Annotated in this window: 11 protein-coding genes; all 11 read right to left on the reverse strand. The window is 34.4% G+C overall.

Annotated elements, in window-relative coordinates:
* Nucleotides 1-15 precede the first annotated feature (15 nt).
* Nucleotides 16-1,083 (reverse strand): phosphatidylinositol-specific phospholipase C1-like protein, encoded by a 1,068-nt coding sequence (locus tag ACUN3A_RS02780; RefSeq protein ID WP_445549829.1) that lies wholly within the window; start codon nucleotides 1,081-1,083, stop codon nucleotides 16-18.
* A 107-nt stretch (nucleotides 1,084-1,190) separates the two neighbouring features.
* Entirely contained in the window at nucleotides 1,191-2,051 is an 861-nt protein-coding gene (locus ACUN3A_RS02785; RefSeq protein WP_445549830.1) for a DUF4861 family protein, read from the reverse strand.
* A gap of 86 nt (nucleotides 2,052-2,137) precedes the next feature.
* Nucleotides 2,138-3,934: a hypothetical protein gene (locus ACUN3A_RS02790; RefSeq protein WP_445549831.1), complete on the reverse strand. Its 1,797-nt coding sequence runs from the start codon at nucleotides 3,932-3,934 to the stop codon at nucleotides 2,138-2,140.
* 241 nt (nucleotides 3,935-4,175) lie between these two features.
* Nucleotides 4,176-4,745 (reverse strand): hypothetical protein, encoded by a 570-nt coding sequence (locus ACUN3A_RS02795; protein WP_445549832.1) that lies wholly within the window; start codon nucleotides 4,743-4,745, stop codon nucleotides 4,176-4,178.
* A 12-nt stretch (nucleotides 4,746-4,757) separates the two neighbouring features.
* A complete protein-coding gene (locus tag ACUN3A_RS02800; RefSeq protein WP_445549833.1) occupies nucleotides 4,758-7,031 on the reverse strand; it encodes a GH92 family glycosyl hydrolase in 2,274 nt (757 codons plus the stop codon).
* 62 nt (nucleotides 7,032-7,093) lie between these two features.
* Nucleotides 7,094-9,418: a GH92 family glycosyl hydrolase gene (locus ACUN3A_RS02805; RefSeq protein ID WP_445549834.1), complete on the reverse strand. Its 2,325-nt coding sequence runs from the start codon at nucleotides 9,416-9,418 to the stop codon at nucleotides 7,094-7,096.
* Nucleotides 9,419-9,713: 295 nt separating this feature from the next.
* On the reverse strand, nucleotides 9,714-11,327 hold the full coding sequence (locus ACUN3A_RS02810; protein WP_445549835.1) for a RagB/SusD family nutrient uptake outer membrane protein: 1,614 nt from the start codon (nucleotides 11,325-11,327) through the stop codon (nucleotides 9,714-9,716).
* Nucleotides 11,328-11,346: 19 nt separating this feature from the next.
* Nucleotides 11,347-14,358, reverse strand: coding sequence for a SusC/RagA family TonB-linked outer membrane protein (locus ACUN3A_RS02815; RefSeq protein WP_445549836.1), 3,012 nt, complete (start codon nucleotides 14,356-14,358; stop codon nucleotides 11,347-11,349).
* A 164-nt stretch (nucleotides 14,359-14,522) separates the two neighbouring features.
* A complete protein-coding gene (gene nagB / locus ACUN3A_RS02820; RefSeq protein WP_445549837.1) occupies nucleotides 14,523-16,451 on the reverse strand; it encodes a glucosamine-6-phosphate deaminase in 1,929 nt (642 codons plus the stop codon).
* Between the two features lie 86 nt (nucleotides 16,452-16,537).
* Complete coding sequence (locus ACUN3A_RS02825) at nucleotides 16,538-18,715, reverse strand: alpha-N-acetylglucosaminidase (protein WP_445549838.1); 2,178 nt, start codon at nucleotides 18,713-18,715, stop codon at nucleotides 16,538-16,540.
* 754 nt (nucleotides 18,716-19,469) lie between these two features.
* Entirely contained in the window at nucleotides 19,470-22,520 is a 3,051-nt protein-coding gene (locus ACUN3A_RS02830; protein WP_445549839.1) for a glycoside hydrolase family 2 protein, read from the reverse strand.
* Between the last annotated feature and the right edge of the window lie 3 nt (nucleotides 22,521-22,523).

Below are 22,523 nucleotides of genomic sequence, written 5' to 3' on the forward strand. Positions count from 1 at the left end.
GAATTTATTTTAGAATTATTTTATTCTTTCAAAAGTGTTGTTTTCAAAAGAAATCTTGAAATCCGATTTAAACAATTTACTTGGCACATAATAATCGGTCGAAATTACTTGTGCTCCGGATGCTTTGGCTTTTTCAAACGAAGTATAATCATTGGTTCTGGCTTGCTTGGTATCAGAATCGGCTCTGGTGCGAACCATATAACCTTTCGATACTAATTCTTTTATATAATCAAAATGCTTAATCGGGTCATTTATGATTCGGAATGCTGCTTCAGGATTCCCCTCTTTACTATTGACAAATAAAACTCTGTTTTTTAGCGAGAAATGATTCTCTAAATACCGATTGATCTTATCTTCCTTTTCATCTAATACAAAAAGAAAACGCCCTTTTACATCCTTCAATTCTGGCCATCCTTTTTTGAGAATTGCTTCTTCTAATGTTTTAAAATTTCCTCTTACCAAATCTGGCGTAATAAGCTGTTTATTAGAAAAAACACTTTTTATTTCTATATCAATACTATCCAAAGCTTTTGTTGTAAAAGGCAATGGCTTTCGCAAATTTTCAACAGCTTGATCTTTTGTATTCATCAAAATAAAAATGGGCGTGTGATTTGGGTTTTTATCAGACCATTTTTTTAAAGCTAATAAACCTTCTCGAAACAATAAATAATGACTTCTAAAATCAATATCCTGAATATGAAACATTTTTAAACCTGGTTTTTTAAGCTTTTGCTCCTTATCGAAAGCCATAGGTACTTGCCCCATACTTTTCACAATTTCTAATCCTTTCGGGTTCGAGTAATAACCACCGTTGGGATCATATAAAACATCCAATTCTAAATTTCGCAAACCTAAATCCAATTGCTGTTCCAGAGGAATATGACTGTATTGCAATGATTTTGCTCTTGAAGAATCTATTTTGAATAAATAATCAAACAAAGGTTTCTCGATAGCCATCTTATAGGAATTATGGCTACCGATAACCTGAATATCATTAAGACGTATGCCATCAGTTGTAAAGCTGCAAATAATGACTCCTAAAATTAATAGAATAGGACAATATTTTCGAATGTTTACAGCCATTACTTACTCTTAATTTCTATTTTTTTGTTCTAATAATTAATCCTTTATGAGGATCTTTCCCGTTTGATTTATTTCAATACTTTGGGAAACAATATTTTTAAATAATCTTACTTTTTTATAAAAGCTTCTAATTTATCCAAAGTGTTTAATTCTGTTTCTCTTGCACTTGAAGAAATGATTTTTGTTTCTAAAGATTTAGTTGGTTTTGAGATTAACAAATATTGTGTTCCATCATCTGTATTTTTTTCATAATCTTTAGGATTGTACATTATTGCTGCTCCAATTTCTATAACCTCTGCAGCTACGTCTTCAGGATGTTTTCCCCATACAGCGATATAATTAGCTCCTTTTTTGGTTTGAAAATCTTTAAAATAATTCACTCCTGTAGCAAATTGCACTTTTTCTCCAGTTAAACTAACTGCTTCTACTTTAGCATCTCTTTTACCCGAAAACACAGTAACACGAACTAAAATATCTACTTTTTTCCCTTTGTATGGAACTCCTTTTGAAATCATTTCCATCCATGAAGTGGTGTCTGTTTTTCCAACGCGAGCTAAACGATTTGTTACAGGATTCAACGGAACAACTTTTTCTCCGTCCCAAAGTTTTACTCCTCCTAAACCTACTGTAGAAGCCACTTTATAATAATCAGCTCCCCAACCTTCTTTTTGCTGTTCTGGAGTTGGATACCATTGTGCTTTTTTCAACTCTAAACCTGCTTTTGCTTTATTATAAACATCGATAGCTACTTTATCACTAAAATAGATTCTCAATCCCATCCACTCGTTTTCGATTGCTGGGCCGTGATGTCCAATTGTTTTGTATAAATCTCCTGATTCTGAACCTATGTCAGTCAGATACGTTATTTTATCTGATTTTTCGCCCTTCATATACAAACTGGTGTCTGTATTATTTTGACCAAAACAAATACAAGAAAATAGTAAAGCAGTAATAAATGGTAATTTCATAATTTCAAATATTTTATAGATTTAATTTAATTTTCGTAAAATTAAAAATATACTTCCAACAATCCCCAAAAAAAATCTTTAGATTATTACGAAATTGTCATTTTATGGTGAAAAGGCGTAAATCCAGTTATGTAAACGTGATCTCCACTAGTACGCAAAGTCCCTTGATGATATGTATATTCTTCGCTGTCTAGATTTTCTATGTTCAGATGTTCGCATTTTCCTGGTCCGAATTGGATGGTATCTACTCCTGTGGTTAGAGTGCCTAATCCAGATTTAAGAAAATAATTTTTCTTTTCATCCTTTACCGCTCCAGCAATGTTGCTTCCTTCATTAAAACACATTTCGATTGTCACTTCAACATTTGGCGGACCATCTACTTTAAAATCTATACTTAAACTTCCATTGTTTTCTGTAACTTCAATGACTGTGACTTGCTTTTTCACATTACTTTTAGTTCTTGAATCAAAGTCCATTTTATTCCAAAATCTTCCATCGGGAGATTCCGATAATTTATAATCTCCATTGGCTTTATAAAATTCTGGAGTTAAAGGCTGATAATAATCTCCTTCTTTAGTTTCCTTCAAGATGTATTTATTTCCTTCTTTGACAATGCCATCACTGCTAAAATAGCCGAGCCTAAAAAACGAAGTCGAAAGACGCATGTATTTTAGTATTGAGTCGCCTTTTCTATACATCAAAAAGTTAGGATTTGAAGACCTCCCCGAAACAACTATTATAGGTTTATCATTACCTCCGAATAATGTTACAGAAGTTTTTCCGCGTCTGATTCTCGCCAAATTAGATACTGCAAAAAACTTTTCAAAATCGTTTTCAACCTTGCCTACAACAGGAATTTGTTTTCGGAGCTCACTGTTTTCCATAAAAAAAACTAACGAATCCGACAGCACTTCATTGGTAAAACTTGGAAGATTTTCAATAAGATTAACCATATGAGCAAACATTGGATTATTGGTATGAATTGCCATATAACGGTATGCAGAATAAAATTTCACAATAGTCAAATTCATAAATTGATCCTGCCTTTTGGAATTAACCGTAACTATGTCTCCGTTAGTTTCTGTATGATAATAATAAGTCGTTAGGTTTTTGGTGACTATCTCTAATAATTCTGGTTTATTCAGTAACCTTGCCATCGTAATTAACGCCTTGTCGATCACCGCAGAATACACGCCACTTCGCTCTGAATAATCTCCATCTTCATTGATATAAATACCTTCCGCAAGCCATTGATCAATTCTTCGAACATATCTGGCGTCTGGATAAAGTGAATTTATATTTGCCAAAGCAGCGCAAATAACCCATCTGTGATTTGGAGTATGCACACCTCCTGTAACCATAGCTTCGCCTGCATTTATAATAAATTTTTTCAATTTGTTTCTCAACGGCTCTAAATCTTTTTGCTTTTCAAGATTCAATACTGTTGCTGCTGGACAAATATTTTCTAGGATAAAGGCAGTATCCGGCGGGGATTGCATATTTCCACCAGCGTCTAATGTGCCATCAGGATATTGTTCTTTCAACAAAACGTCTATTGCTTGATTTAGTTTGTCTGCAACAAGTTTAGACTTATAATATTCAGATCCAGAATTGGATATTGAAGCCGACATAATTGCGATGGAACTTGCTATAGGACGAAAATTACTGACCCGCATAGTTGGATCAATTGGCGCTCTATTCAATATGCTTTTCACTTTAGCATCATTGTTCAAAATGAGTTTTTTCATTAATTGAATATCTTCTTTCGCTGTATTATTATTTGAAAAAAAATCATTGGCAGAAACAATATCGCTAACCAAAGCTCCCGCTAATGTTAAACTCGATAATCTAATAAATTCTCCACGGCTCATTTGATGTTTCATACTGTAGTTCTTTGGTTGGTTTAAGTTAATAAAAGGGGCGTTTATGAAAAACTAAATGACTTTATCAATCGTAAAGCAAACTCTAATAGTAATGTTATTTTTTACCGCAAGGAACGCAAGGATTTTACTTTTCGAAAAACACAAGGAACGCAACGCTTTGCGAACTTTGCGGAATACTTATAAAGAGATGAAAACTTTGCGAACTTTGCGGTAAATAAACAGAGTCTCTAAGATCAATAAATCACTTATCAACTACTTTCACTAATGACCAATTTATACCAAGCGGATTTTTGGTCATTTTACAGATTAAAGGGTAATCAGGATTTTTTACAATCCACATTTCTGTTTCGTCAATCTGTGCGATTACGTGTAAAACATCAATTGCTTTTCCGTCTAACCAAAAAAGATTTTTGTCCACACTTTGGTCTAAAACATAAGTTGTGTTGTTATAAACAAACTTGTTGTTTTTTAGTAAATCCTGATAAGCCGATTGCGAAATCATAAAGAAAGTTTCTGTCGGTTTCAAGACTATAACCTGTAAATCCTCGCCTTGATTGAAACTTAACGCATTTCCTTTTTTCAAGCCTTCCTGACTAATTATGATATTGCTGTTTTTTACACCTTTTGTATCCAAATTCATGACAAGCTTATCGTCAGCCATTTTAGTGGTTAAGGTTAGAGTTCTCGTTTGTCCATGCAATTTACAGACATAATTTAATTCGGTTTTGTTTTTAATCGTAGGTGTATAATCTTGTGCCTTCACTACTTGGAAAAGCGAACAAAAAACGATTGCTAAAATTATATTTTTCATCTTTGAATATTTTTATTTTGTTGGCGGTAAAATAGTTGTTCCCCAAGTCGAAGGTTTTGAATCCATTTCATAAATCAATTCGCCTCCCTTAACGATATCTTCGTGTAAAATCCATGCTTGATTATAAGGTTTTCCATTTAACAAAGCCGATTTTATATACTTCTTGGTATCACTCAAATTTTTAGCCGTTATCTTAAAAGTTTTACCTTCTTCCAACTGCAAAGTGGTTTCTTCAATTAAAGGCGTATTCAATAAATAATAAGGTTGACCAGCGTTTGGATACAATCCTATCATGTGGAAAGCCAACCAAGAAGACATCGCTCCCGAATCGTCATTACCCGGCAGCCCTGCATGGGAAGTATTGAAACTCTCCTTAATAATTCCCTTGATTCTGTCACTGCTCAAATATGGTTTTCCTATCCAATGATACATCGTAGGCGCCAAGAAAGAAGGCTCATTTGAAACATCGTATAATTTGTTGTCAAAAAATGTATCCAATCTTTTTTGGAAAGCCAAATCACCACCTGATTTACGAACTACTTCGGGCAAGTCATGCGGAACACTTAATGAATATTCCCAAGACGTTCCTTCATAAAAAAATACGCACCAATGACACACATACCAAGGAGACTCAGTAATTGTTGGAGTATATTTAAATGTTGGTTTCTGAATTTTAGATTCTCCAAAAACAACATCATCCAACCATTTTCCAGAAGCATCTTTCGGCATGATAAATCCTTTCGAACCATTATTTTCATAATCGTCACGCCATAAATTCTTCCAATTTTCGGATTGTTTTATGTATCTGTCATAAGTATCGGTGTGGTTCAAACCTTTGGCAACAATCGCAATATTGTAATCGTTGTACGCATAATCCATGGTACGGTTTCCTGCGCGGTCAATTCCATAAGGCACGTAGCCTAATTTTAAATATTCTTTCAATCCACCTCTTCCTTCTCTCTCTTCATTTCCTCCCGGTGGCACTTCAGCATCCTTAAGCATGGCTTGCAGTGCCAACTCATAATCGATTCCCTTTACCTTTTTCACAAAAGCATCGGCTAGTACAGTCTCGGCATTAGAACCGCCTTGCGTACGGCCGTTATCATTTCCGCTTCTTCCTTCCGGCAAATAACCATCATGCTTGTAGATATTGAGCATGGCATTAATAATTTCAACCTGACGCTTTGTGTCAATCAGCGTTATCAAAGGACTAGATGTTCTAAAAGTATCCCAAATTGTATAAAAATCATCATAATACGGTCCATCATTTTCCCATAAAGGATTCTCTCCTGTTCTGTCAACAGGCATTATCATCGTGTGATACAAACCTGTGTAAAACATTTTTTTATACTCTACAGAAGTATCAGGTGAAAGTTTAATGCGACTTAATAATTGCTCCCATTTATTTTCTAAGGCTGATAAAACTTTATTAAAATCCCAATGCGGAATTTCTTCCTGAATATTATTTTTTGCTTTTAATTCACTTAAAAAAGAGATTCCGATTTTAACGTTTAGTTCTTGTTTTCCTGCTGTTCCAAAAGAAAGCAAAGCTCCAGTTTTTTTCCCTGAATCAAATTGAGCCGATTGATTGGCATAAAATTTTCCGTCTTTCCAAGTTACATATTTAGCAATTGGCTGATCGAAAACTGCCCAAAAATAAACGGTATAAGCACGACCGTTATTCCATCCGCCTCTAATTCTGCTGTAGCCTCTCACTTCGGTATCCGAAACAATTTCTATTTGGGATCCCACAAATTGTTGCGATTCTCTTGAGTTGGGTACAGGATTTTCACCCAAGAAAAAACCTGGATCAATCTTTAACTCTTTGGATGCGTTTTTGGGATACGTAATGCGATAGAAAGAAGCTTTCTCGGCAGTTGTAATTTCAGTCTTTATCTGATTTTCTTTAAAGACCGTTTCATAATAACCCAACTTTACATTTTCTTCAGCTCTAAGAGAAGTTTGATCTAACTTATCCAAAGCACCAGAAAAAGGCATGATTTGGATGTTCCCATATTTTGGTCCGCCACCAGTTCCGCTTACGTGAACTTGGCTAAATCCTGTTACTTCCTTTGGTAACGGCAACCATCCACTATTTGGACTCACGGTACAATCCGGACTTGGTTTTACCATACCATAAGGACATGACGGACCGACAAAAACTCTACCATCCCCTTCTGACCCGATCATGGGATCTACATAATTATGAAGCTGATTTTGGGCGTCAATCTTAGTAAAGAATAACGATACCCCTAAAAAAATCATAACCTTAGTATATCTTTTCATTTGCTTATTTTATTTCTTTAGTCGTTGTTTTGCATCTTATTGACAGCATTCAATTTAAGGAATTAATGCTTTGGCTTATCAGCCATTTCTAAAATTAATTCACCTCCACTTGTAATATCCTTTTGAGAAATACTAAAGTTTTTCAGAGGCTGATTATTGTATTTTATTTCATTTATATAAACATTTTCTGCACTATTATTAATGGCTTCAATAACAAAATTTTTGCCTTTATAATACTTTGGATTTAACTGAATAGACACTTTATTAAACAATGGGCTTCCAATCAAATATTCTGGATTTTCCTCTGTCCCACCGTTCATTTGAAACAAACCAATTTTGAGCAATACGTTTAAACTTCCCATTAAACCTTGATCTTCATCTCCATTGTAACCTGTGTTTGGAGCCAATCCGCTAAAAGTTTCTTTTACCACATTTCTTGTCCAATACTGCGTTAAATCAGGTCTTCCCAATAGATTAAAAATATAGGAAGTTTGGATTGAAGGCTGATTACCAAAATTAATTGGAATACGGCTAAACTCAGGATGCAATTCCGCATCATGAGAAATTCCAGAGGTAAAATTTTGCTTTTTTGCAGTTTCAAATTGAGTGTTTAATTTTTCTATCGCTTTTTCTTTTCCCCCCATTAACTCCACTAAACCATTAATATCATGTGGCACAAACCAAGTTGACTGCGCTCCATTTGATTCTATAAACCCATTTTCATATTGATACGGGTCGAAATTTTCGCGCCATTTTCCATCCACATCTTTAGGACGCATCCATCCTACTGTTTTGTCAAAAACATTTTGGTAATTTTTAGATCTAGCTAAAAAATACTTATAATCTTCTTCATGATTTAGTTTTTTTGCCAATTGCGCCAAAGTCCAATCCTGATACGCATATTCCAAAGTCATGCTGGCTCCATCCTGATGACTGCCAAATTCACCATCTGGTAGTGGATAAGGAACAAAGCCTTTTTCCATATAATATTTTAATCCTCCACCACTATTTGTATTATGCTCGTATCCGGCTTTTCCCATAATACCATTTAGCATATGGTTTTTTTTCAATGCAACATAAATGGATTCTAAATCTTCTTTTATTAAACCTTTTTGAATGGCACTAACAATAAAAGGCGTAGTCGAAGCCCCAGTCATTACATACGTATCATTTCCTCCAGATGGTCCACGAGGAATCATCCCTCCATCTTTATAATATTGCATTAATGAATGAACAAATTCTTCCATAATCTCAGGATAGACAAGCCCCCAAAGTGTATTTATTGTCCACTGAGCTCCCCAAAACGAATCAGAATTATATTGATTGAATTTTGGTTTTCCATTTTCATTAAGTGGTAATTGTCCAATTCTGAATTTTTCTCCCGTGTTGTCAGGATAGGCGCCATTTGCATCACTAATCATTTTTCGCCCCTGCAAAGCGTGCCAAAGATCCGTGTAAAATCGTCTTTGATCGGTTTCTGTTCCGCCTTCGACCTTAATTCTTCCTAATAAATTATTCCATTCAGTTTTTGATTCTGTAACAACTTTATCAAAATCCCAATGTGGTAATTCTTGTTGAATATTAATGGAAGCATTCTCAACCGAAGTATAAGAAATCCCTACTTTCATCAATAATTTTTTATCGGTTTTACCTAAATTAACTAAATAATTACCAGTAGCATCATTGTGCTCTATCGAAGTAATAGGTTCATTAAATTTAATTTTATAAAAAACTGTCAATGGTTTTGGACGTCTAAAATTAGTGCTTAATACTAATGAACCGGAAAGTTCGTAGTCGTTATTTTTTTCTAATTTTCCATTGGTATTATCGCAAGGCCCCAAAACTGTATTCAAATTGAAAAGAATTGTTTTTTGAGCATTAACAGGAAACGTATATCTATGAAAACCTACTCTTTTGGTACTGGTTAATTCAGTAGTTATTTTATATCTATCCAATATAAGTGAATGATAACCTGGCGTTATTTTCTCTGTTTGATGACTGAATTTAGAATAAAAATCTTTGAAAATAGTAACTTTATTCTCGCTGGAAATTGTTACAGGCATTACCGAAACCCCAGACATTTGCCATTCATGAATATGACTAAAACCTTTTATTGTATCTATATTGGACTTATATCCGCCTCCCCAATCACCATTAATTGCTGTATCAGGACTTAAATTGACCATTCCGAACGGTCGGCTTGCAGAGGAAAAGAAAAACCACCTTGAATTTTCAGTATCGAGCAAAGGGTACACCTTATCCACCAATTGTTCATTTGACTGTTCCTTTGGATGAGAAGCTGTTTTTCCCGTTTTACATGACACTAATAAAATAAGGACAAGACTTATTCCAATGTATCCAACTTTATAAATTTTATTTAATTTCATGTCTTCTATTTATATTGATAGGACTTCATGAGAGCTGTACATTTGTATCAATTGAATTGGTTTTTATAGACCAATTAATCAATTCAAAAAAAAGTTTGCAAAGAGATTATTTGATTTTTGTTATCAGTCGATAACAGCAAAATAATAAAGCCTAAAAAAATCATCCTAATATTCAAGAGTGAAAAATGAGACTTCTTAAACTTTTTAATAAAAAAGGAGAAGAAATTAAATCTTCCTCTCCTTTTTAGTAATAGAATTAAACCGTACTTGCAGCTATTGTTTAAAACTATTTTTTTTATTGTGGATAACCAGGATTCTGAACTAAATTAGGGTTTAAAGCCTTAGCATAAGTTGGAATTGGGAAAATACGACGATATGTCTCCGCATTTGTTTTGAATCCCCATTGACCTTCATATTTACCAAAACGAATCATGTCGTTTCTATGCCATGCTTCCCAAGCAAATTCACGACATCTTTCTTTATAAAGATCTTCTAAAGTTACACCTGACCACGCAGCAGAAGTAGAACGGTTCGAACGAACCTTGTTTACCAATGAAAGAGCTGTTTCTCCCAAAGTTGGACTACCTCCACGAAGAATTGCTTCCGCTTTCATCAAGACAACATCTGAAAAACGTAAAAATGGTACGTCATTATTTTGATTACGGCTTGTTGAAGTAGCATCAGGATAAAATTTAATGTTTCTGTACCCCATATTCCATGCAATCTCATCATCTCCACAATCGAACAAAGCTGGATTCTGACGAAGAACAATATCTGGTGTTAAGTTTACCTGATACGTATAAGTAGCACTAGCATCTGAACCTGTATAGAACTGATCATATCCTTTCTTAGTTGTCGTAACTCTTACTGGAGTAACACCATCATTCAAGAATTGTAAACCTGTTAACCATTGTTTGTTACGAATATCATTAGCATCGTCAAAATAAGCGTAAAATGATGGTAAAGTACTTCTAGGCGCACTTGGCGTAAAAGGAAGACCAAACTTTGTTCTTTCAGAACGAGGCACATCGTAACGAGCATGATACATTTGTCCATTGAAACCTACAGTTGTAGCAGCAGGATCATAAGGAACTGCAAAAATAAATTCTTTCATTGCAGGACCATTAGTTGGATAAAACATCTGTAAATAAGTAGCTCTTGGCTCAATTGCATATAATCCGGACTTAGTTACCTCATCACAAGCCAAAATACAATCATTATAACGTTGAGTACCTGTATAAACTTCAGCATTCAAATACAACTTAGCAAGCAAAGCATTCGCTGTTTGTTTATTTGGTCTACCATAAGTTGTTATACCAGATGCAGCATTTAAATTAGGAAGAGCCTTTTTTAATTCTTTTTCAATGAAATTAAAAACTTCAATACGAGTAGATCTGGCTTTAGAGGTAAAATCCCCATTTACCGTGTCTAATGGTACACCTCCGTAAGAATCCATCAACATAAAATAAGAAATAGCACGCATCGTTTTTAATTCAGAAATCATTGTTGATTTTTCTGTACCACTAGGCATTGCTTTATCTAAAATTGCAATGGTCTGATTGCTCGTTCCGATAACTTTTTCTGCCCAATCCCAAGGACCAACTCCATTGTCTGGAGTCCAATCATGATAGTGTTGGCAAGCATAGGCTCTATTATCAAACCAGTTACCACCACGTGCAGGCATAATAGCTTCATCGGTAGTTATAGACTGTGACCACCACCAGGAAAATGCGAAATCTCCACGGAAAGCAGCATATACTGCACCAGATGATTGAATATATTGTGATGAATTCTGTGGAAATACATCTGGTGTAAGTTGTGTAGTGATAGGCACATCAAGATCCTCGCAAGACCATAATAAACCAACAGCAAGTATTGGAAGCCCTAAATATTTTAATATATTTTTCATAGTGTTTACAATTTAATTTTTAGAATATCACGTTCAAACCAAACAAAAAGGTTGTAGTTTTTGGATAAAAGTTATTTGAATCTACACCCGGAGCTGTTCCTCCTTGTTCTACTTCAGGATCAATTCCTTTATACTTAGTAATAACAAACACGTTATTTACTGTCTCATAGATGCGGAACTTTTTGATGTACTTACCAACTTTTCCAAAATCATAACCCAAGGTCATATTGTCTAATCGGAAATAGCTACCGTCCTCAATGAAACGTGTTGAATATTTATAAGCATTAAGGTCACTTGGGGATTCATTTGCAGCTTCTACAAGAATATTGTTTGTCATTGCAGTACTTGGTCTGAATAAGTCAGCACGAGTAGCGTTGAAAATTTTATTACCAAATACTCCACGGAAAAATATGTTCAAATCAAATTTTTTGTAAGTGAAATTATTATCCCATCCCAATAAAAATTTAGGTTGTGCACTACCTGCATAATGGTAATCAGTACCAATAGCTGGATTCGTTGTTAAACTACCATCTTTTGCAAGGTATTGAGAAACACCAGCTGCATTTTTTCCTTCATATTGAAGTGTAAAGAATTGTCCAAGAGGTTTTCCTTCTTTAAAAATTTGCAAAGTACTACCTGTTTGACCACCTCCATCAGGTTGAACTCTTCGTATTGAATCTCCACCAATAAAATATGGATTTGTCAATTTGGTAATTTTATTTTCGTTGTGTGAATAATTTAAATTTGTTGTCCAGCTAAATTTTTCGGTTTTAATTGGAACAATATTTAAGGAAACTTCAACTCCTTTGTTTGACATATTACCTCCATTTGCTACAATTGTTCCTACTGGTACAAGTGCTGGATTTACAGTATAATTATAAATCATATCTGTCGTTTTCTTGTCATACACCTCAACAGAACCAGATACTCTCCCTTTAAGTATACCAAAATCAACACCAATATTTGTAGTGGCTGTTTTTTCCCAATTTAAATCTGGATTAGCAGCTTGATTTGGTCCATAGGCACCTGTTTGTTGCCCATTGTTATAAAACGTACCTAGACTTCCTGAGATAAATTGAGCTGTATAAGCATTAAATCCAGAAGAGTTACCTGTTTCACCATAACTTGCACGAAGTTTTAAATCAGTGAAAACTTTTTGATTTTGCATGAAACCTTCTTTATCAATTCTCCAAGCACCACCTACTGAAGGGAAATAACCCCACTGATTGTTTGATCCAAATACGGAACCTCCGTCTCTTCTTATCGATCCTTGTAAAAGATATTTGTCTTTGTAATTGTAATTCAAACGTGCAAATTCAGAAATTAAACGTTTTTTCTGATACGCTTTACTGTCACCAAAATCAACTCTATACCCTGAAACTGCTGCATAATTACCTAAAGCAAGATTATTATAGCTAACATCGTCTACAGGAAAATTAGTGTTTGTTGCTTGAAAACCATCACCCAAAACATCTTCCTGCCATGAATAACCGATAACAGCTTTCAATTTATGTTCACCAAAAGTCTTGTCCCAATTTAAAAAGCTCTCTACAATAGTGTTAGAAGTCTGGTATGAATTTCTTAATGCTGATCCATTTACACCAAAATTCACTAATGTACGAGTTTGAGGTGGATCAGGATTATTGTAGAAATTCGCACTATTATATTGTTGATAGTAACTATCATAATACTCACCATGCAATGAATTTAATTGTTGATAAGAAAGATTTAAGTTATAAGTGAATCCCCAAGGAAGTTTTACTTCTGTTGTGAAACTACCAACAAAATTATTAGTTTTCGTATCATCATCTGCATGATTGATCATAGCAACTGGATTGAAATAACCTGTTTGAATGAAATTTTCAAAATAAGTTCCATCAGGATTTGTAACTGGTGAAACAGGAAGGTGACTCACTGACTGTAAAAGTACTGCGTTACGCTGAGGCACATTATTGTATCCGCTATTTGAATTAGTAACATTCAAACCAAATTTAACATGATCATCAAAAGCATTTTGTTCAACTGCTAAATGCGCAATTACTCTTGAAAAGTTATTCCCTATAAGAACTCCTTCTTTATCGATATAAGTTAAACTTGCATAATAATTACCGTGCTCACCACCACCACTCATCGAAAGGTTATGACTTGTTGAGTTAGCGTAACCTGGTCTAAGGATTTCTTTTTGCCAATCTGTATCGGCTCCTTTATCATTTTGTGGGGTAAAATTTAATTTATTTTTAGTTGTGAATTCTCTTAATTGAGTAGAATTCATCATATCAAGTTGGTTAGAAACCTGCTCGAAACCAAAATAATTGCTATAATTAACTTGAGTTTTGTCTTTACTTCCTCTTTTTGTTGTTACCATAATAACACCATTTGCAGCACGATTACCATAAATAGCAGTTGCAGCAGCATCTTTCAATACATCAATAGTAACAATATCCTCTGGCGCAATAATAGAAATATCAACACCTGGAATACCATCTACAACATAAAATGGTCCTTGAGAACTGTTTAATGTTGAAGCTCCACGCAAAACTACTGAAGATGGTTTAGTAGGGTCACCACTAGTCGAAACGTTTAGACCCGCAACTTTACCTTGTAATAATTGACCAACATCAGCGATTACACCATTATTCAATTGATCAGATTTTACAGAAGCAACAGCTGATGTTAAATTTTTACGAGATCCTTTTCCGTAACCAACCACTACTACTTGTTCTAAACTAGTCGCACTAGAATTTAACTTAATTGTATAATTAGATTTTGCTCCATCTAATTGAAGACGTCTCTCTACAAACCCAACAAATGAAATTATCAATACTGCATTTTTGTTTGAAACAGAGATTTTAAATCTTCCGTCAAAATCTGTCGTGGCACTATTTTGAGTTCCACTTTCAAGTACATTTGCTCCAGGCAATGTTAAACCTTTCTCGTCCAAAACCACACCTGACACTTCTGCCTTTTGCGCCCAGCAATTAATTGATAAGCCTACAAAAAAGGCGAATAATAAAATTTTAAGTTTTTCCATATTGAATTTAAATTAGTTATTTGGTTAATTCTTTGTCAAAATTAATATTAATGATTTGTTAAAATAATGGACAGATTATTCACAAATATGGATATTTTTAGCAAACCCAATGAGAATAAGACTTACCGAGCTTATTTCGTTATTATTGTATAGTTAAAATCCTATCAATACACCCATTTTACAAAGGCTTCCATGGCTGCATAATGTGATAATCCAAGCTGATGATATAAATCTGCAGTTTCTCTGTTTCGATCTTCGGCACGCTGCCAAAATTCTCTGCTGTCTGAACCTTGAAAAACCACTCCGTCTTTTTGAGATTGATGTTTGAAGATTGCTTTACGCTTTTCTAACACCTGATCTGGTCCCATTGGCACCGCCATTTCGATTTCATCTATTCCCCATTCCTGCCAAGCACCTCTATAAAGCCAAAGCCAGCAATCTTTCATGAACTCTTTTTCTTTCAATCGTTTTACAGATTCAAAAATCGCATCCAAACATACTTTGTGAGTACCATGTGGATCTGCCAAATCTCCTGCTGCATAAATTTGATGCGGTTTTATTTTTTCAATCAAATCCATAGTTATCTGAATATCTTCTTCTCCCAATGGTTTTTTCTCGATAGTACCTGTTTCATAAAACGGTAATTCCATAAAATGAATCTGACTATCTGGCAATCCCACAAAATGACATGTAGCTTGAGCTTCCCCTTTTCGAATCAAGCCTTTAATATTTCTAACTTCAGGAATATCAATTTCACTGTTCTTTTTATTGTTAAGAAATTCAAGTGATTTATTGTAAATGCTATCAGCTTCACTATTTGCGATTCTAAATTTTTCATTGTAATCACATACGAAATTGGCGAATCGTAAAGCTTCATCATCTGCAACAGCAATATTTCCCGAAGTTTGATACCCTATATGTACCTCATGACCTTGTTCATGCAAACGTTTAAAAGTTCCACCCATACTTATAATGTCATCATCCGGATGTGGACTAAAAATAAGTACTCGTTTTTTTGCAGGCTCAGCCCTCTCTGGACGTTTACTGTCATCGGCATTTGGTTTTCCTCCTGGCCAACCCGTAATGGTATTTTGCAGTTTATTAAAAATTTGAATATTAATGTCATAAGCTGGGCCTAAATCTGCTAGCAAATCACTCATCCCATTCTCGATATAATCGGCATCAGTTAGCATAAGTATTGGTTTTTTCAAATGCAAAGCCAAACCTAAAACTGCTTTTCGTATTAGTGTATCTGTCCAATTTACATTTTCAACCAACCATGGTGTATTGATTCGTGTTAATTTTGAAGCTGCAGATTTGTCTAATACAAAAGTGGTATTATTATGCTCTTGCAAAAAAGTAGCAGGAACTTGATTCGTCACAGGACCTTCTACAGAATCTTTAATAATATTCGATTTTCCTTCGCCCCAAGCCAGCAGTATAACTCTTTTGGCTTCCATGATTTTTTTCACACCTAAAGTAATCGCTGTTCTTGGCGTATTATTCAAACCCGAAAAATCTTTGCTTGCAGCCACACGCGTAATATGATCTAAAGCAACTAAACGGGTTTTAGAATTTTGCAACGACCCCGATTCATTAAATCCAATGTGACCATTTCCTCCAATTCCTAAAATTTGTAAATCAAGACCTCCAAACGCTTCGATCTTTCTTTCATAATCATTGCAATAATCCCCAATCACTTCTTTTGATAAAGTACCGTCAGGAATATGTACGTTTTCTGGTAAAATATCAATGTGATTAAATAGTAGCTCCTTCATAAATCGCACATAACTATTTATAGAATCTGGTTCCATTGGGTAATATTCATCTAAATTGAATGATACTACATTTTTAAAACTCAATCCTTCTTCTTTATGAAGACGAACCAGCTCCGCATATAAGCTTTTTGGGCTGGATCCTGTTGCCAAACCCAATATACATAACTGATTTTGAGACTGCTTTTCTCGTATTAAATCTGCTATTTCTTTAGCTACTGATTTGGAACCTATTACTGAGTTCTCATAAACTGCAGTTCCTATGTTCTCAAATCTCTTTTCAAAACTTGTAGCTTTGTCTATATCACTTTTTAACATTGCTTTTATTTTTTGGTTAAATTATTGGTTAAATATTTATATCAAATCCGTTGGACGTAATTAATTCAAACACATAGAATTGATAACTACTGATGCATTTCTTTGCTTTCAGTCCATTTTGTTTCCCATTGTTTTATTGATTCTCTTTCCTTCGTTTCATCAAATGGTTTATTATTGACTGCAGATTCTTTTAATGTCTGTAAAAACATTTTCCATCTTGGCCAATAAAATCCTTTATACATGCCATGCCATGATCTGGATGCGTAATCATTCAAGTGACCTTCTCCTCCCCAAAGCGTTATTAATGTTTTTGCATTTTTTGTGTACAATTTGGATTCATCAGGAGAACTTCCATAATCCGAAGCTGATTTTAACCAATTATCTAAGCTATTCAAAGGTTGACCTGACATCATAGTGTCTATATCCAAAGCGTACTTTTCTATCTTTTTAAATAATTCATCTCCTTTTACAATGTCTTTTGCCTGATACGCTTTGACACATTCAATTAGTAAATCATCAATTCGAAGTGAATAATAATGTCTGGAAGCGTCTATTAAATCATAATTAAAGAGATTCTTTTTATCAAAGTTTTTAGCTTCTTTATTCAAAACATCGATAGCCTGTTTCAGTTTTTCTTTATCTCCGGGATTGCCTTTAAACTCAGTTATTTTTAATGTAGGTCTTTTAAAAAACAGATAAGCACCGGCTCTGTCCTTCCACCAGCGTGTTTCCCAATACTTAGTGCTGTAAACGGATTCTAATAATAATTGCCAAGCTTTTAAAACAGAAGTCGAAGTTTTTCCGTATCTGGCGTTTAAATAGTGTTGCAACCAATCATTTACGGATTCTTTTCCTTGAGACCACGGAAGGTCATAAATGTATTCATAAACTACTGAGTTGTTATTTAATCCCTCTGGCATTGCACCATAACCAGTAAGGTTTCCTTTATTAGGATTCTTCAACAAACTTGTCAACTCATTTTTATAAAAATTTAAATCTCCATAAACAGGATTTGATCCGCCATAATTATGCACATATCCGTAAGTCCATTGCTTTCCGTAAAAAGCTTCTTGGTTTTCCCAAACTTTATATCGGTCATTTGCATAATCCTGAATCATTAATCGGTCGTTTGGCACTTTACTAAGAAAAGCTTTGGTTGCTTCCTTTGTCCAAAACTCTTTGTTATCTCCAAAAAGCCAGCCTTGCATAACCCAAGTAGCACCTGGAGAAGCTTCATTAATAGTTTCGAAAATAGTTTTCCCATAATCGGACAGTTCCTCATATTTATGTTCTTTGGAAACTGGCGGTGTTATTTCGTTAAAGGAATCAGCCAAGTAGAAATCAGCTTGTCCATATACTTTTGTGTAAATTTCTATAAAACGTTTTCCAACTTCTTTAAACAAAGGATCTTTGGAATCTAATAAATAGGTACTCGCAAAACCTCCTCCTGACCAATCTTTTAATTCACTGATTTTTGAATTTGGATGTTTTTCTGCAAATGCTTTTGGCACATAACCGCTAAAAGCCGGCACAACTGGATGCATGCCTAATGCTCGCATCCTTTGTAATATTTTCTTTTGAACGTCTTCTTTTTTATTTATCCAATCTTGTGGCAACGGCCCTTCAAGGCTATTGATATTTCCCATTCTCTGCCAAGGCAAAAAAGCAGGTCCTGCAAAATGCGCTTGCAATTGAGTGTCTGTTAGTCCGTACTCTTTCCATAATAGTTGCCAAACTGCTTCTTGCCCTTCCAATGCGGTAGGCAGATTAATACCGTGAAACGCCATCCAATCTATTTCCTGTTCCCAACGTTTCCAATCCCACCACGGAGTTGTATAACCAAAAGTACAAGCGTTTAAATACTCTCTATATTTAAATAGTGTAGATTCTTTTTTTGAATATTTTGGCCAAGTCTTAGGTAAATTGATTCTGTTTCCCTCCCAACTCACCAAAACGGCTCCAATATCTCTAAGGAAATTATAACTCGCATAACAAAGGGCGGTATTTGAGGTTGCTCTAATTTTTACCCGATTTGCAGATGTTTCTACTTCAAACCAATCCGCTTCTTTTGAGTCTTTATTTTCAACAATGCTCAAATCAAACTCATTCGCACGATTGCCAATAAGTCTTTCCAATACTGCTGATGCTGTTTTGGTATCGTTTTGGTTTTTACAATATCCATTAGTTACAAATAAGAAAAAAACAGCCAAAAAAGAAGCTAGAATTTTCATTACTTTATTATTATTCAATGTCTTTTCTGTCATTTTACTTGCAGTTTTAAATTTTTGTTTGTTTAATTTTTCTCAATAATTGAAATTTATTTTGTTTCATTTAAAAGTATCATACCCTGCGGATTTATAGAGACTTTAGTACTATACCTAAATTTTATTAAAATCTTTTTAGTGCCCTATCTAATTTAGAAAATAATAAAATCGGATCTGTTAATTAAATATAAAATTATAGTAATGATCTATCATCTAAATGGACGTATCATTCAAAACTATAGACATATTAACCTATTAAAAAAATACTTTTTTTATTCGCAAGATTCTTTAATAGAAAATATTTCATTAGAGGTATTGAATTGAAAATGATGGTTTTAATTAAAAATCACCAATAAAACGAGTACAATGCCTAATATAATTTAATCCAATGTTTTCACCTTCTTTAAATAGAATTCAAAACAAAACCTCGTAGAGGTTAACTGTTTGTAGAAAATAACACACCCAAGCCATCAAGCTCCTTGGGAGCGACCTAAAATATACAAATACAGGTCGCTCCCAAGGAGCTTGATCATTGAAACAAATTTCTATTTCTACAAACAGTTAACCTCTACGAGGTCTAATAGAAACTGAGATTTATCTTTATTTTTTGAAAGAGATTGAAAATCACGTCCAATAATTTTCTTTGGTATCACTTGTTCCATTTCAACAGAATTCATTCCATAAAAAAAGCCTGAAAACTCAATGTTTTCAGGCTCTTGTTTTGGTTGTTTCCAAAAAAATATTTCAACTCAAATTATTTCAATAAATTCAGTAAAAGCTGTTGTCCCACAATATTTGCTTTATTTTTAATGGATACGTTAAAAGTGTTCATAGCGGCATTTTCACCATCACCTTCTGCTTTTTTAAGTATAGCATTTTCTTTTATACAAGCAAAAATATCCAGCGCACAAAAGATGATTTTCCCTCTTCCGTGAGGCACTATACTTAGAGCAGAATAGACTTCTTGCTTATGATCGGAAACGCAACCAACGATAGTTTCGCCGTTGAACATTCGTAGCCCGATTCTGTTTTTGTTATAGGTTGCAAAACATTGGTATTCCCAATTGAACACGCAAGATTGTGGCAAACCTTCGAACCATTTGCTCTCTTTTACAAAATAATTTCCTCCGTACCAAGAAGTTCCTAATGTCTTAAATCCTCTGTAATCAGCTACTTCTTTTTTGGCAAAATACGTTGACCAAATATCTATATCATTGACTACGACAATTGTGTTTCCATTATTTACCCATTCTAAAAGATCGGTAACCAATGGATTTCCTGTTTGCTGTGGTTTAAAAGCTCCAATTACCAGACAATTTCCAGATGGAGTTCCGCTTTTGTAGGTTTTGAAATTAATTTTTTCAGAATCAAAATACTTACCAACAACCCCCGTAGTATCGGCAACTATAATATTGGAAGCTATTTTTTCTTTGTTTAATTTTACGGCAAATAATTCGTCGCTTCCTGTGGTGATAACTGAATTATCTTTGGACACCAATTCGGCAGTAATTTTTGTGTATCCTTCTGTTTGTGGTACAAAAGCATTTTTAGAAGACAATAATTCTCCATACTTAATTCCACCGCTTACGGTTACTGGAATTGTTTTTGTCCAAACAATTTCTTTCTTATTGTTTGTGGCTTTAACTCTTAAATCAAATTTCCCTTTGATGTCTTTTTCGTTTACAATAAAAAAATCAACAGTCGTTGTATCTTTTACAGACAAAACCTTATTGGTCAATTTTACTGCCACATACAAGGGTTTATTATAGCGAGCAATTAAATCGGCATCACCTTTAAGATTTCGATAATTGTCTACAATTCCCGAATGGTTTTCCAGTTTCATACTTTCCCAACCATTTACCGCATAACCATCTATAGTATTATTGATTCGGACATTTTCAATCGTTCTTCCTTGGTAATAAAAAGATACATTACCCATTTTTCTGGTCAAGCTGTCCACATTTGGAAACGATTTTTGAAAGTCACTTTTTTTCAGGAAATCATCATAAGCATCATACCATTTCAAATAATCGTCACTTTCCCAGCCAATAGTTGCCCCTCTTTTTAGAATTTCATCTCTAATCAATTGCAATCTTGGTGGCGTACCTATCGCGCCTTCTTCACCATAATAAATAATTTCATCTTTATGGTCTGTGTACTTTGCATAATTAGTAGTGCTTTTGTATAAATTATCATGATACACTCCTGGACCGCCTGCATGATGCTGGTCGAACCAGCCATAATCATGAAACTGGTCACTATATGGCAATAGATGTAATTTAAAACGTGGATCTTTCCCTATTTTTATTGGACCATTACTGGAATTGTAAGTCATTATTCTTGTTGGATCCAACTTATGACCAGTCAACATTTGCAGACTGTCTCTTTTTTGTGGCTCTGCTCCTCTTTCATTATGCATATTATAAATAACCAATGAAGGATGGCTTCTGTCACGTTTTATCATTCTAAAGAACTTTTCATCACGAGCAGCAAAATAGAAATTAGCTTGTTTCTTTTCTAAATCATTTTTAGGATTGAATTGATTGGCAGGATATTGATTTCCACCAGGTTCCTGAAAGTAAAGCAATCCCATTTCATCGGCATAATCCAAAACATTTGTTTGACCAATGGTGCGATGAAAATTAAGCATATTCAAACCAATCGCTTTGGCATCTGCAATTTGTTTTTTGGCCAATTCATCGCTTGGTGCAATTCCGTTTACAGGCCAAAAACCCCAAGATATTGCTGTTCTTATCACAATGCGTTTGTTGTTCAAGTAAAACTGTTTGTCGCCATCGATATCTTTGACTTCGAACCAACGAAAACCAAACTTTTTCTCCACAACATCTTTTAGCTCTTTCTCGTTTTTAAGCGAAGCTTTTAATACATATAAATTAGGATTGTCAACATCCCAAAGTTTTGCATTATCGATTTTAATAGTAAAAGATTTTGGACTGTTTTCTCCAGTAGTCGCTTCAATTGGAAAGCTTTGTTTCCAAACTGAAGTACCTGTTTTTCTTTCGCTTACTTCTAATAAAATATCTCCTTTAAAAGTTGCCGTAGTATTATTTGTCAACGAAATTTCGGCATCAATTTCATTAAGGACGGGTTTGTTTTTGATGAAAATATCATTCACAAAAACATCTTCAGTAGCTACAATACTAACTTTTCCTGTGATTCCGCCAAAACCGTGTGTTGGATTCGTGCGGTAATCGCCCCACATATAATTGGAACTGTCTCTCCAATCGAAATTTCCATTTGGATCTGTAATTCGAACCGCTATGGAATTTGATTTTCCGATGGTCACATAATCGGTAATATCAACATCAAAAGGAGTTCCATTAACTAAATCATAACCTGCCAGTTTTTGGTTTACAAATACCTCAGCTCTAAAACGAACACTTTCAAAATGCAAAACAATTCGCTTGCCTTTCATTGATGAAGGAACCTCAACTTGAGTTGTAAACCATGAAATCCCCAAATAATTACCCGCAACTCCAAACGGATTCTTATTCATTCCCCAATGAAATTCTTCGACTGTTGCCGGAAGATGTACTGTTTTGCTTTCTCCTTTTTGAAGTACTTCCCAACCGCCAGTTGGAAGATTGATAGGTAATTTTTTAATATCTACGGGAGGAGTAAACAATACGTCGTTTTGCCATTGGGCAGCAGGATCTAACCAAAGTTGCCAATTGTTATTGGATATATCTTGTACTATTCGTTGTTTCTGTGCGAATGAAGTTGTGGTTACTAAAACAATAATTAAAATTGCAAATACCAGTCTTACCTTTTTTGGAAGCCTCATCAT

It is taken from the genome of Flavobacterium sp. WC2509, assembly GCF_052683105.1.

What these genes read in the sequence shown, in the direction of transcription:
- ACUN3A_RS02780 (WP_445549829.1), bottom strand. Translation starts at nt 1,083, where the DNA reads ATGGCTGTAAACATTCGAAAATATTGTCCTATTCTATTAATTTTAGGA.
- ACUN3A_RS02805 (WP_445549834.1), bottom strand. Translation starts at nt 9,418, where the DNA reads ATGAAATTAAATAAAATTTATAAAGTTGGATACATTGGAATAAGTCTT.
- ACUN3A_RS02810 (WP_445549835.1), bottom strand. Translation starts at nt 11,327, where the DNA reads ATGAAAAATATATTAAAATATTTAGGGCTTCCAATACTTGCTGTTGGT.
- ACUN3A_RS02830 (WP_445549839.1), bottom strand. Translation starts at nt 22,520, where the DNA reads ATGAGGCTTCCAAAAAAGGTAAGACTGGTATTTGCAATTTTAATTATT.
- ACUN3A_RS02790 (WP_445549831.1), bottom strand. Translation starts at nt 3,934, where the DNA reads ATGAAACATCAAATGAGCCGTGGAGAATTTATTAGATTATCGAGTTTA.
- nagB (WP_445549837.1), bottom strand. Translation starts at nt 16,451, where the DNA reads ATGTTAAAAAGTGATATAGACAAAGCTACAAGTTTTGAAAAGAGATTT.
- ACUN3A_RS02795 (WP_445549832.1), bottom strand. Translation starts at nt 4,745, where the DNA reads ATGAAAAATATAATTTTAGCAATCGTTTTTTGTTCGCTTTTCCAAGTA.
- ACUN3A_RS02825 (WP_445549838.1), bottom strand. Translation starts at nt 18,715, where the DNA reads ATGACAGAAAAGACATTGAATAATAATAAAGTAATGAAAATTCTAGCT.
- ACUN3A_RS02800 (WP_445549833.1), bottom strand. Translation starts at nt 7,031, where the DNA reads ATGAAAAGATATACTAAGGTTATGATTTTTTTAGGGGTATCGTTATTC.
- ACUN3A_RS02815 (WP_445549836.1), bottom strand. Translation starts at nt 14,358, where the DNA reads ATGGAAAAACTTAAAATTTTATTATTCGCCTTTTTTGTAGGCTTATCA.
- ACUN3A_RS02785 (WP_445549830.1), bottom strand. Translation starts at nt 2,051, where the DNA reads ATGAAATTACCATTTATTACTGCTTTACTATTTTCTTGTATTTGTTTT.